At 71.1% G+C, this 12,387-nt stretch carries 12 protein-coding genes; 7 read left to right on the forward strand and 5 right to left on the reverse strand.

Annotated elements, in window-relative coordinates; all coding sequences use genetic code 11:
• Positions 1-60: 60 nt before the first annotated feature.
• Positions 61-762, forward strand: a complete 702-nt coding sequence (locus ACZ4VK_RS33665) for a DedA family protein (RefSeq protein ID WP_468360708.1) — start codon at positions 61-63, stop codon at positions 760-762.
• Positions 763-1,030: 268 nt separating this feature from the next.
• Here the strand turns inward: ACZ4VK_RS33665 and ACZ4VK_RS33670 are convergent, their stop codons facing one another.
• The gene (locus ACZ4VK_RS33670) at positions 1,031-2,698 is read right to left on the reverse strand and encodes a threonine/serine exporter family protein (protein WP_468360711.1); all 1,668 of its coding nucleotides are present in this window, start codon (positions 2,696-2,698) and stop codon (positions 1,031-1,033) included.
• Positions 2,699-2,853: 155 nt separating this feature from the next.
• Positions 2,854-3,345, reverse strand: coding sequence for an inorganic diphosphatase (locus tag ACZ4VK_RS33675; RefSeq protein ID WP_024758444.1), 492 nt, complete (start codon positions 3,343-3,345; stop codon positions 2,854-2,856).
• 102 nt (positions 3,346-3,447) lie between these two features.
• Between ACZ4VK_RS33675 and dacB the strand changes: the two genes are divergently transcribed.
• From dacB to folE, 6 genes are all read left to right on the forward strand, one after another.
• Positions 3,448-4,851 (forward strand): D-alanyl-D-alanine carboxypeptidase/D-alanyl-D-alanine endopeptidase, encoded by a 1,404-nt coding sequence (gene dacB, locus ACZ4VK_RS33680; RefSeq protein WP_468360714.1) that lies wholly within the window; start codon positions 3,448-3,450, stop codon positions 4,849-4,851.
• Between the two features lie 93 nt (positions 4,852-4,944).
• A complete protein-coding gene (locus ACZ4VK_RS33685; protein ID WP_468360717.1) occupies positions 4,945-6,093 on the forward strand; it encodes a zinc-dependent metalloprotease in 1,149 nt (382 codons plus the stop codon).
• A 208-nt stretch (positions 6,094-6,301) separates the two neighbouring features.
• A complete protein-coding gene (tilS, locus tag ACZ4VK_RS33690) occupies positions 6,302-7,309 on the forward strand; it encodes a tRNA lysidine(34) synthetase TilS (RefSeq protein ID WP_468360720.1) in 1,008 nt (335 codons plus the stop codon).
• A 41-nt stretch (positions 7,310-7,350) separates the two neighbouring features.
• Positions 7,351-7,890, forward strand: a complete 540-nt coding sequence (gene hpt, locus ACZ4VK_RS33695) for a hypoxanthine phosphoribosyltransferase (protein ID WP_030219931.1) — start codon at positions 7,351-7,353, stop codon at positions 7,888-7,890.
• A 171-nt stretch (positions 7,891-8,061) separates the two neighbouring features.
• Entirely contained in the window at positions 8,062-10,080 is a 2,019-nt protein-coding gene (gene ftsH / locus ACZ4VK_RS33700; protein ID WP_468360723.1) for an ATP-dependent zinc metalloprotease FtsH, read from the forward strand.
• Positions 10,081-10,177: 97 nt separating this feature from the next.
• The gene (gene folE, locus ACZ4VK_RS33705) at positions 10,178-10,783 is read left to right on the forward strand and encodes a GTP cyclohydrolase I FolE (protein ID WP_389680530.1); all 606 of its coding nucleotides are present in this window, start codon (positions 10,178-10,180) and stop codon (positions 10,781-10,783) included.
• Between the two features lie 21 nt (positions 10,784-10,804).
• Here the strand turns inward: folE and ACZ4VK_RS33710 are convergent, their stop codons facing one another.
• From ACZ4VK_RS33710 to folB, 3 genes are all read right to left on the reverse strand, one after another.
• Positions 10,805-11,287: a DUF3180 domain-containing protein gene (locus ACZ4VK_RS33710; protein ID WP_468360727.1), complete on the reverse strand. Its 483-nt coding sequence runs from the start codon at positions 11,285-11,287 to the stop codon at positions 10,805-10,807.
• A gap of 61 nt (positions 11,288-11,348) precedes the next feature.
• On the reverse strand, positions 11,349-11,948 hold the full coding sequence (gene folK / locus ACZ4VK_RS33715; RefSeq protein WP_468360730.1) for a 2-amino-4-hydroxy-6-hydroxymethyldihydropteridine diphosphokinase: 600 nt from the start codon (positions 11,946-11,948) through the stop codon (positions 11,349-11,351).
• Positions 11,945-12,304, reverse strand: a complete 360-nt coding sequence (folB, locus tag ACZ4VK_RS33720) for a dihydroneopterin aldolase (RefSeq protein ID WP_056569486.1) — start codon at positions 12,302-12,304, stop codon at positions 11,945-11,947. The genes folK and folB overlap by 4 nt, the downstream gene beginning before the upstream one ends.
• Positions 12,305-12,387 lie beyond the last annotated feature (83 nt).

Below are 12,387 nucleotides of genomic sequence, written 5' to 3' on the forward strand. Positions count from 1 at the left end.
GTTGATAACTTGGGGCCAGCCGTCCCCCACGCCCCCACCGACCGCAGGAGCCCGGAACCCGTGAACACGCTTGCCCTCGGACCGAGCTGGCTGGACCCGGACTATCTGATCCAGACCTTTGGTCTGATCGGTGTCCTGGTCATCGTCTTCGCCGAGTCCGGACTCCTCATCGGGTTCTTCCTGCCCGGCGACTCGCTGCTCTTCACCACCGGCCTGCTCGTCACCACAGGAAAGCTCGACCAGCCGCTGTGGCTGGTGTGCACCCTGGTGGTGGCCGCCGCGATCATCGGCGACCAGGTCGGCTACCTCTTCGGCCGGAAGGTGGGTCCGGCCCTCTTCAAGCGGCCCGACTCCAGGCTCTTCAAGCAGGAGAACGTGGAGAAGGCCCACGAGTTCTTCGAGAAGCACGGCCCGAAGTCGCTGATCCTGGCCCGCTTCGTCCCCATCGTGCGGACGTTCACGCCGATCATCGCGGGCGTCAGCCGGATGAACTACCGCTCGTTCATCACGTTCAACATCATCGGCGGCGTGCTCTGGGGCGCGGGCGTGACCATCCTCGGCGCCTCCCTCGGCAAGATCGACTTCGTGCACAAGCACATCGAGATGATCCTCGTCGGGATCGTCCTGATCTCCGTGATCCCGATCGTGATCGAGTTCCTCAGGGCGCGCTCCCAGTCCAAGAAGGAGCGGGCCGAAGGCGAGCACGACGCCCCCGGCACCCCGAACCCGCAGTCCGCCCGCGGCCGCCACGCCAAGCGCTAGGGGGTGTCTTGACGATCAGGCCGGGCTCGCGGCGTCTGGCACCGCACCTCGCCGCGTTGTCGTCGGTCGACAACGTCCCCCAGCTACCGCTGGGAGGTGCCCCCACCGCGTTGCCTCCCTCCTCCGCCTTGCGAGGCACGGCACCAGACGCCGCTCCCTGATCCGGCCTGATCGACAAGACACCCCCTAGGACCTGTCCGGAAAGTCCCGCCTGGCTCGTGCCTGTCCGGACGCCGGCGCCCCGTCCAGGTGCCGGCGCCGGACCGGGTCAGAACCCCCGGGTGCGCTTCGCGGCGCGACGTGCCGCCGCCGCGCCCGGGGCCTGCATGAAGAGGCGGGCCAGCTCGCCTCCCAGGTTCACGCCGATGGCGATCGCCAGGGCCAGGGCCGCCGCCTTCGCCAGCGAGGCGAAGCCCTTGTCCAGGTTGTTCTGGGCGATCGCGAGCACCCCGAAGTACATCGCCGAACCGGGAAGCAGCGGCCCGATAGCCGCCGTCACGTACGGCAGCGACGAGGTGTGCTCGTAGCGGGCGATCAGCTGCCCGAAGAGCCCCACGAGGCCCGCCGCCACCGCCGTCGCCATGACCGCCGAACCCTCCGCCGTCACCGCGATCGACGCGTAGATCACCCATGCCACCCCGCCGTTCAGCGTCGCGAACAGCACGGTCGCCCGCGACTGCTGCAGCAGGATCGCGAAGGTCGCGCACAGCACCATCGACGCCAGGATCTGCGTCACCGGCCGCTCCACGGCCTGCGGCGCCCCCTCGGGGTTGAGCTCCGCGTCGAACTGCACGGCGATGTACAGCACCGACAGGACGCCCACCACGATCGCGACGAAGAAGTACGCGACCTCCAGGAGCCGTGCCGACGCCGTGATGTAGAAACCGGTGAGACCGTCCTGCACCGCCGCCACCAGCGCACGCCCCGGGATGAGCGCGAACAGGCCACCCGTGATCACCGCCGAGGGGCGAAGATCCGCGTGCAGCATCGTCAGGAGCACGCCCATCGCCGCCGGCGGCATCGCCGCCACCAGGAACTGGTAGAACTCCGGCAGCCCGCGCCCCGCGCACAACCACGCCAGCCGGTCGCCGAGCACCGCGCCGAGGGCCGCCACGAAGAAGACCGTCGGACCACCGCCGAGCAGCACCGAGGCCGCACCTGCGAGGACCCCCGCCGCCGCCGTGAGCACCCATCCCGGATACGGGTGCCGGTTGCGCCGTATCTCCGCGAGCCGCCGGTACGCCTCCTCCGGCGTCACCTCGTGCGCCTGGGCGTTGATGTCGGCGAGCAGCGTGTACACCGCGGCGAGCCGCGTGTAGTCCGTTCCCCGGCGCCGTACCGTCCGGTTCGCCGTGATCGGATCGTCCACCAGGGACGGCTGGTAGGTGACGGACAGCAGGGTGAACGTGACCGTCGGCTCGACCCGGTCGAGACCGTACGAACGGCAGATCGCGAACATCGCCGCCTCGACGTCCTCCGCGCCTTCCCCGCCCGCGAGCAGCAGCTCGCCGATGCGCAGGGTCAGGTCGAGCACGCGCGGCACCGAAGGACCGGACTCGTCCTCCTTGTGCCGCGCCTCCGGCACCGGCCGCTCACCCACCGGCAGCCGCAGCATGGTCCGCATCCGGTCCTGCCACGGCGCGTCCTGCGAAAGCCGCACCAGAGGCACCCCGTACGCCGGGGTGAAGACGGGCGGCGAGTTCTTCGCCGAGTACGTCGCCGGCGTCGCGAAGGCCGAGCCCTCCTGCTCGGCCGGCGGCTCCGTGGTGAGCCCCGCGGGCAGGGCGAACTCGGAGGTCGGATGCTCCTCCTCGGGCGGCGCGGGCTGCTCCACACCGGCAGGCGGTACGAACGCGCTCCGCGCCTCGTCCGACTGGGGCTTGCGGTCCTCCGGAGCGTCGTCCGGACTGCCCTTCGAGCCGTTCGGCTCCGCCACCGCTCTCTCCGCCTCACTCCCTAGGGAATCGTGGATTCCAGTATGGGCATGCGACGGACGCGCGAAAGGCGGTGCACCCCCAGAGGTGCACCGCCTGTCACACGATCAGAACATAAGCCCGCCGAGAAGCGGGGGGCCTACCGGGACGCGGAGGCTCAGTGGCCGCCCTGCTCCTTGGCGCGCGCGTAGGACTTCTCGATCTCTTCCTCGGCCTCGGCGCGGCCGACCCAGTCGGCGCCCTCGACCGACTTGCCCGGCTCCAGGTCCTTGTAGACCTCGAAGAAGTGCTGGATCTCCAGGCGGTCGAACTCCGCCACGTGGTGGATGTCCCGCAGGTGCTCCATGCGCGGGTCCGTGGCCGGGACGCACAGCAGCTTGTCGTCGCCGCCCGCCTCGTCCGTCATGCGGAACATGCCGATGGCGCGGCACTTGATGAGGCAGCCCGGGAAGGTCGGCTCGTCGAGGATGACGAGAGCGTCCAGCGGGTCGCCGTCCTCACCCAGGGTGTTCTCGACGTAGCCGTAGTCGGTCGGGTAGGCCGTAGACGTGAAGAGGCGACGGTCCAGACGGATGCGACCGGTCTCGTGGTCGACCTCGTACTTGTTCCGCGATCCCTTCGGGATCTCGATGAGAACGTCGAACTCCACGGGTGGCTCCTCCTGAATCAACACAAGTGAATGCTCGCGACGGCGCGCGGTGGTTAAGTGTCCCTCACGCACGTGTGTGATCGCGAAAGGGGCTGGTCAGCAATGCCCGAGCCGAGGATGTGGCAGGTCACGGCGGGCTCCGCCGCCCTCGGTCTCGCCCTGGCCGCCGTCGCGGTGACCGCGGCAGGGCCGTGGGACTCGGGTCAGCGTACGGCCGAGCGGGCCCGCGCCGCCGCCCCGGTGGCGGGTGGCGCGCGTCACGCCCCGCCGCCCGCGCCCGCAGCGCCCCGGCCCCCCGCGCCCGCACCCAGCGCCCCCGGCGTCCTCGCCGCCCTGCACGCCCCGGCCCCCGCCGGTCGCCCCGCGGACCTCGCCGCCGTCCTCGTCCCCCTCCTCGCCGACCCCGGCCTCGGGCCGCTGAGGACCGCCTCCGTCGTCGACACCGCCACGGGCGAGCAGCTCTACGGCGAGGGCGCCGGCACCCCGATGACACCCGCCTCCACCGTCAAGATCGCCACGGCCGCCGCCGCGCTCTCCGCGCTCGGCCCGGACCACCGCATCCCCACCACCGTCACCGCGGCCCCCGACGGCGGCACCGTCACCCTCACCGGCGGCGGCGACCCCACCCTCGACCCGGCCCGCCTGAAGGCCCTCGCCGCCGACACCGCCGCGGCGCTGAAGAAGCGGGGCCACACCTCCGTAGGCCTCACCTACGACGCGACCCTCTACCCGGGCCCCACGCTCCACCCCATCGGCCCCAACGAGAACATCGCCCCCGTCGTCGCCCTCATGACCCGCGGCGGCCGCCTCGACGACAGCACCGGCGGCCCCGCCCCCCGCACCGCCGACCCGGCGGGCGACACCGCCAGGGCCTTCGCCGGCCTCCTCACCGAGGCCGGTATCACGATCACCGGCGACCCGGCGCCCGGCCGCACCCCCCGGGCCGCCCCCCTGGCCCGTACGCACTCCGCCCCCCTCGCCGACCTCGTCGAGCAGACCCTCACCCACAGCGACAACGACCTCGCGGAGGCCCTCGCCCGGCAGACCGCCCTCGCTCGCGAGCGGCCCGCGAGCTTCGACGGCGCCGCCGAGGCCGTGCGCGACGAACTCGCCCGCCTCGGCCTCCCCGTCGCCGGAGCCCGCTTCGCCGACGGCAGCGGACTCGACCGCGGCGACCGCGTCTCCGCCTCGCTCCTCACCGGACTGCTCACCCGAGCGGCCGACCCCGCGCACCCCGCCCTGCGCCCCCTCCTCACCGGACTTCCCGTCGGCGCCTTCACCGGCACTCTCGCCGGCCGTTTCGACACCGCACCCGCCACCGCCGGCGCCGGACTCGTCCGCGCCAAGACGGGCACCCTCACCGGCGTCAACACGCTCGCCGGGACCGTCGTCACCGCCGACGGACGCCTCCTCGCCTTCGCGTTCCTCGCCGGCCGCACCGTCTCCCCGTACGAGGCGCAGCCCGCCCTCGACCGGCTCTCCGCCGCCCTCGCCGGGCAGCGCTGACCGCCGGCCGGCCCCGCTCCGACCCGTACCCCACCCGTGTCCGACCCGCTCCGAACCCTCACCGAACACGCGTCGAGACCGTACGGTTGACGCATGACGAGCATCGGTGGCGCAGGCACATCCGGGATGGTCGACTGGAACCTCGCGGTCGCGACCGCGACCCGCCTCGTGCGGCCAGGACCCGAAGTCAGCCGCGACGAGGCCCGCGAGGTCGTCGCCGAACTCCGCAGGCACGCCAAGGCCTCCGAGGAACACGTCCGCGCCTACACGCGGATGATCCCGGAGGGCCCCGACGCCCACGCCGTCCCCGACACCCCGGTCCTCGTCGTCGACCGGGCCGGCTGGATCAGGGCCAACGTCGCCGGCTTCCGCGAACTCCTCACCCCGCTCCTCGGCAAGATGCAGGAACGCCGCTCCGCGACCCCGGGCAGCGCCGTCCTCGGCGCCGTCGGCGGCAAGGTCACCGGCGTCGAACTCGGCATGCTCCTGTCCTTCCTGGCCTCCCGCATCCTCGGCCAGTACGAGACCTTCGCCCCCGCCACCCGCGAACTCCCCGCCGGAGCCAACGGCGGCGGACGCCTCCTCCTCGTCGCCCCGAACATCGTCCACGTCGAACGCGAACTCGACGTCACCCCGCACGACTTCCGCCTCTGGGTCTGCCTCCACGAGGAGACCCACCGCACCCAGTTCACCGCCGTCCCCTGGCTCCGCGACCACCTCCAGGGCGAGATCCAGTCGTTCCTCGCCGCCACCGACGTCGACCCCGGCACCGTCGTCGAACGTCTCCGCGAGGCCGCCCAGACCCTGGTCGGCGGCCGCCCCGAGGGCGAGGAGGGCGAGCCCTCCCCGTCCCTCGTCGAACTCGTCCAGACCCCCGAACAGCGCGAGATCCTCGGCCGGCTCACCGCCGTCATGTCCCTCCTCGAAGGCCACGCGGACTACGTCATGGACGGCGTCGGCCCCCAGGTCGTCCCCACCGTCGCCGAGATCCGCGAGAAGTTCCAGGCGCGACGGGCCCGCGGCGCCTCCCGCCTCGACCTCGCCCTCCGCAAGCTCCTCGGCCTCGACGCCAAACTGCGCCAGTACCGCGACGGCGAACGCTTCGTACGCGCCGTCGTCGACCAGGTCGGCATGGACGGCTTCAACCGCGTGTGGACCTCGCCCAACACTCTCCCCACCAAGACCGAGATCGCCGCCCCCGCCGACTGGATCGCGAGGGTGCACCGTAAGGCAGACTCGTGAGACGGATGCGGCACACGACACGGGAACACGTCGGAAGACCCCACCAATCACCCATCCGAGGGACCCTGACCACGGGGTGAGGCGTGCAATGCTCGGGTAACGGCCGGGTTTCTGTCACCATCGACGCACTCTGAGTGACCGAACCCCCCTTTCCGACCGTTAAGACTCCGACCGAGGCACTCCACCCCCATCACGAAGGGCACCGGACATGGGTCCCCATCCTGCGGTCGCGGCGATACGCCTGGCGGTCCGCCGCGTACTCCACGACGTCCTCTCCGAACACACCACCACGGACGACGCGCACACCCCCCTCGTGCTCGTCGCCTGCTCCGGAGGTGCCGACTCCATGGCGCTCGCCTCCGCCCTGGCCTTCGAGGCCCGCAAGCTTCCCGTGCGCGCCGGCGGCGTCACCGTCGACCACGGACTCCAGCACGGCTCCGACACCCGCGCCGACGAGGTCGCCGGCCGCATGACCGCCCTCGGCCTCACCCCCGTCGAGGCCGTCGCCGTCACCGTCGGCCGCGAGGGAGGCCCCGAGGCCGCCGCCCGCGACGCGCGGTACGCGGCGCTCGACGCCACCGCCGAACGCCACGGAGCCGCCGCGGTCCTCCTCGGCCACACCCGCGACGACCAGGCCGAGACCGTCCTCCTCGGCCTCGCCCGTGGCTCCGGCATCCGCTCGCTCTCCGGCATGGCCGCCGTCTCCGGCGCCGCCGGCCGCTACCGGCGCCCCTTCCTCCAGCTCGACCGCCAGACCGTCCGCAAGGCCTGCGTCGCGCAGGAGCTCGCCGTCTGGGACGACCCCCACAACAGCGACCCCGCCTACACCCGCTCCCGGCTCCGCCACGAGGGCCTCCCCGCCCTCGAGAAGGCCCTCGGGAAAGGCGTCGTCGAAGCCCTCGCCCGAACGGCCCAGCTCTCCCGCGACGACGCCGACGCCCTTGACACCTGGGCCGCCGACGCCGAGACCTCCGTACGCGACGACGCCGGCGCCCTCGAATGCGCCAAGCTCTTCGGGCTGCCCCCGGCCGTGCGCCGCCGGGTCCTGCGCCGGGCCGTCATCGCCGAGGGCGCACCCGCCGGCTCCCTCTTCGCCCGGCACATCGAGGAAGTCGACCGGCTCATCACCGGCTGGCGCGGCCAGGGGGCCATCAACCTGCCCGGCCGCGTCGAAGCCCGCCGCCAGGGTGGCAGACTGGTCATCCGGCAAGGCTGACGCACGCTGCAACGAAAGTGACCCGGGTGAACGAGAAGGACATGGGCACCGACCTCCAGTCGGTGCTCATCACCAAGGAAGAGATCGACGCCAAGCTGGCAGAGCTGGCCGCGAAGATCGACGCGGAATACGCGGGCAAGGACCTGCTCATCGTCGGCGTCCTCAAGGGCGCCGTGATGGTGATGGCGGATCTGGCTCGCGCCCTTTCCACCCCCGTCACCATGGACTGGATGGCCGTCTCCTCCTACGGCGCCGGCACCCAGTCCTCGGGCGTCGTCCGGATCCTCAAGGACCTCGACACCGACATCAAGGGCAAGCACGTCCTGATCGTCGAGGACATCATCGACTCCGGCCTGACCCTGTCCTGGCTGCTCTCGAACCTCGGCTCGCGCGAGCCCGCCTCCCTCGAGGTCTGCACGCTGCTGCGCAAGCCCGAGGCCGCCAAGGTCGCGATCGACGTCAAGTGGATCGGCTTCGACATCCCCAACGAGTTCGTCGTCGGCTACGGCCTCGACTACGCGGAGAAGTACCGGAACCTTCCGTTCGTCGGCACGCTCGCCCCGCACGTCTACGGCGGCTGAACAACCGGCTGTACGGGGAACCCCGACCGCCTTCCCCCCGTTGAACCACGGGAAGGCGGTCGCGGGCGACGATGCTGAGGTACCGTCCGAAGAACAGCTTTTTCACACAGCAGCTCTCACAGCAGCATTTTCCTACGGGCAGGAGGGACGGAGCGTTCTCGCTCCGTATGGATGGACGTGAAGCGATACTTCCGTGGGCCGGTCATGTGGATCGTGCTGGCCGTCCTCGCCGTGGTCGTGCTGATGCAGGTCGTCGGCTCGTCCGAGGGCTACAAGACGGTGGACACCGGCAAGGTCGTCCAGGCGATCGACAAGAACCAGGTCAAGCAGGCAAAGATCACCACCGGTGATGAGCAGATCGTCAAGATCGAGCTCATCGACGGCCAGAAGATCGACAAGAGCAGCAAGGTCCAGGCCAGCTACATCGGCAGCCAGGGCGTGGACCTCGCCGACAAGCTCCAGGAGAAGTTCGAGGCCGGGCAGATCGAGAAGGGCTACACCGTCTCCCCGACGAAGCAGTCGCCCTTCGTCTCGATCCTGCTCTCGCTCCTCCCCTTCGTCCTCATCGTGGTCGTCTTCCTCTTCCTGATGAACCAGATGCAGGGCGGCGGCTCCCGCGTCATGCAGTTCGGCAAGTCCAAGGCGAAGCTCATCACCAAGGACACGCCGAAGACGACCTTCGCCGACGTCGCCGGCTCGGACGAGGCCGTCGAGGAACTCCACGAGATCAAGGAATTCCTCCAGGAGCCCGCGAAGTTCCAGGCCGTCGGAGCCAAGATCCCCAAGGGTGTCCTGCTCTACGGCCCGCCCGGAACCGGCAAGACGCTCCTCGCGCGCGCCGTCGCCGGCGAGGCCGGCGTGCCGTTCTACTCGATCTCCGGATCCGACTTCGTCGAGATGTTCGTCGGCGTCGGCGCCTCCCGGGTCCGCGACCTGTTCGAGCAGGCCAAGGCGAACGCTCCGGCGATCGTCTTCGTCGACGAGATCGACGCCGTCGGACGCCACCGCGGCGCCGGCCTCGGCGGCGGTCACGACGAGCGCGAGCAGACCCTCAACCAGCTGCTCGTCGAGATGGACGGCTTCGACGTCAAGGGCGGGGTCATCCTCATCGCGGCGACGAACCGCCCCGACATCCTCGACCCGGCGCTCCTCCGCCCCGGGCGCTTCGACCGGCAGATCGCCGTCGACCGTCCGGACATGCAGGGCCGTCTGGAGATCCTCAAGGTCCACCAGAAGGGCAAGCCGGTCGCTCCGGACGTCGACCTCGGCGCCGTCGCCCGACGCACCCCCGGCTTCACCGGTGCGGACCTCTCCAACGTCCTCAACGAGGCGGCGCTCCTCACCGCCCGCTCGGACAAGAAGCTGATCGACAACCACTCGCTGGACGAGGCGATCGACCGGGTGGTCGCGGGCCCGCAGAAGCGGACCCGGATCATGTCGGACAAGGAGAAGAAGATCACCGCGTACCACGAGGGCGGACACGCCCTGGTCGCGGCGGCCTCGCCCAACTCCGACCCCGTCCACAAGATCACCATCCTGTCCCGCGGCCGTGCTCTGGGCTACACGATGGTCCTGCCGGAAGAGGACAAGTACTCGACCACCCGCAACGAGATGCTCGACCAGCTGGCGTACATGCTGGGCGGCCGCGCTGCGGAGGAGCTCGTCTTCCACGACCCCACCACGGGCGCGGCGAACGACATCGAGAAGGCCACGGCCACGGCCCGCGCGATGGTCACGCAGTACGGCATGACCGAGCGTCTCGGCGCCATCAAGTTCGGTGGCGACAACACCGAGCCGTTCCTCGGCCGTGAGATGGCGCACCAGCGCGACTACTCGGAAGAGGTCGCGGCGCTGGTCGACGAAGAGGTCAAGAAGCTCATCGAGACCGCGCACAACGAGGCCTGGGAGATCCTCGTCGAGAACCGCGACGTCCTCGACAACCTGGTCCTCGCCCTCCTGGAGAAGGAGACGCTGGGCAAGGAGGAGATCGCCGAGATCTTCTCCACCATCGTCAGGCGTCCGGCCCGCCCGGCCTGGACCGGCTCCTCCCGCCGCACGCCGTCCACGCGTCCGCCGGTGCTCTCCCCCAAGGAGCTCGCCCTGACGAACAGCGCGAACGGCTCGGCGACCCCGACGGTCGACACCACCAAGGGCATCGACATCGCCCCGGTGGAGACCCCGGAGGACTGAGGTCCCGACCCCCGGAATGGCTGCCGCGCCCCCACAGGTTTTAGCCTGTGGGGGCGCGGCTTTTCGCGTAACGGTTCATACGGAACGAGGCACAGAGATGACCGACCCGGTGACGCTGGACGGCGAGGGCACGATCGGCGAGTTCGACGAGAAGCGCGCCGAGAACGCCGTACGGGAGCTCCTCATCGCGGTCGGCGAGGACCCGGACCGCGAGGGGCTGAGGGAGACGCCGGCGCGGGTGGCCCGGGCGTACAAGGAGATATTCGCGGGGCTGTGGCAGCAGCCCGAGGACGTGCTGACGACCACGTTCGACCTGGGCCACGACGAGATGGTGCTGGTCAAGGACATCGAGGTGTACTCGACGTGCGAGCACCATCTCGTGCCGTTCCGCGGGGTGGCGCACGTCGGATACATCCCGTCCACCACAGGGAAGATCACCGGCCTGTCGAAGCTGGCCCGTCTCGTCGACGTCTACGCCCGCCGGCCTCAGGTGCAGGAACGTCTCACCACCCAGGTCGCGGACTCGCTGATGGAGATGCTGGAGCCGCGCGGCGTCATCGTGGTCTTCGAGTGCGAGCACATGTGCATGTCGATGCGCGGCATCCGCAAGCCGGGCGCCAAGACCATCACCTCGGCCGTGCGCGGCCAGCTGCGCGACCCCGCGACCCGCGCCGAGGCGATGAGCCTCATCATGGCGCGCTGAGGCGCCACGGCGGGGGAGGACTCAGGCCCGGGCCTTGCCCGGGCCTTCGTCGTCGTCCTCCGGGAGCTTGCAGACGCGCTCAAGGAAGAGGGCGGCGGCGATGACGGCGATGCCCGCCGCGACCGCGAGGGCCGCGTAGAGCGCCTGGTCGCGGCGGGCCGGGACGTCGAGGGAGCCGAGGAGGAAGACTCCCGTGCCGCCGTACATGCCGGCGACGAGGGAGGCGACCAGGGCGCTCGCCTGACCGAAGACCACCGCGCGGGCCGCCATCAGGGGTTCGACGCCCTTGGCGCCCGGGCGGCGGTCGCGCTGCGCCCTGAGGCGGGAGCGGATCGAGAGGGCCGTCGCCGTGAGGACGACCGCGATCACGGCGAGGACGATGGGCGCGGCGATCGGCACGCTGGGAAGGGTGCCGACCGAGTCCCAGAGCCGGGCGCCGCCCCAGGAGAGGATGCCGGCGACGAGGAACAGTCCGGCGAGCACCTTCAGCCGCAGTTGTTTCACCGGATGTCCTTCGCGTGGTCGTCGGTCGTGGTCGTGGGCGGTCTGCCACGAAGCGTAACGACTACTCGGGGAGACGGAGTTCCAGGTCGGCGCGGCGGGTGACGCCCGCGCTGCCGAGCGCGGCGAGGAGCTCCGCCACGGGGCCGTGGCCGGAGAGCCGGGCGTCGGGGTCGACGTCGTGCCAGGGGGCGAGCACGAAGGCGCGCTGGTGGGCGCGGGGGTGCGGGAGGGTGAGGACCGGGTCCTCGGAGACGACGTCCGCGTACGCGATGATGTCGACGTCGATGGTGCGGGCGCCCCAGCGCTCCTCGCGGACGCGGTGGAAGGCCTCTTCGACGGCGTGGGCCCGCTCCAGGAGGGAGGACGGCGGCAGCGTCGTCTTCACCAGCGCGACCGCGTTGAAGTACGAGGGCTGGGTGCCGGGCTCGACGCCCCAGGGCTCCGTCTCGTACACGGGGGAGACGGCCTTCACCCGGAGGCCGGGCGTGTCCGCGAGGGCGTCGACGGCGCCCTGGAGGGTCTCCAGGCGGTTGCCGAGGTTGGCGCCGAGGGCGAGGACGGCCCAGCGGGGGTTGGAGAGCGTGACGTCGGCGGCGTCGACGGCCTCGACGACCGAGGCCGGTACGGGCTGCACGGTGGGGTCGCTCTGCGTCGGCTTCATCGTCGGCTCCGGGTGATCGTGATGGTCACGTCGTCGAAGGGCACGGTGATGGGCGCGTCCGGCTTGTGGACGACGACTTCCACCTCCTGGACCCCGGCGTGGCTCAGGCACTGCTGGGCGATGCGCTCGGCGAGGGTTTCGATGAGGTCGACGGGCTCGCCCTGGACGACGTCGACGACCTCTTCGGCGACGATCCCGTAGTGCACGGTCTTCGTCAGGTCGTCGTCGGCGGCCGCCGGGCGGGTGTCCAGGCCGAGGACCAGGTCCACGATGAAGGTCTGGCCCTCCTCGCGCTCCTTGGGGAAGACGCCGTGGTGGCCCCGGGCCTTGAGGCCGCGCAGCGCGACACGATCCACGCGAATCACTCCTGCTGTCGTAGTTCGGTGGCCACGCAGCCGGGTGCGGACGGCCGGGTGTCCACTGTCGAATCTACCTGCGG

Source organism: Streptomyces sp. NPDC028711 (genome assembly GCF_055565415.1).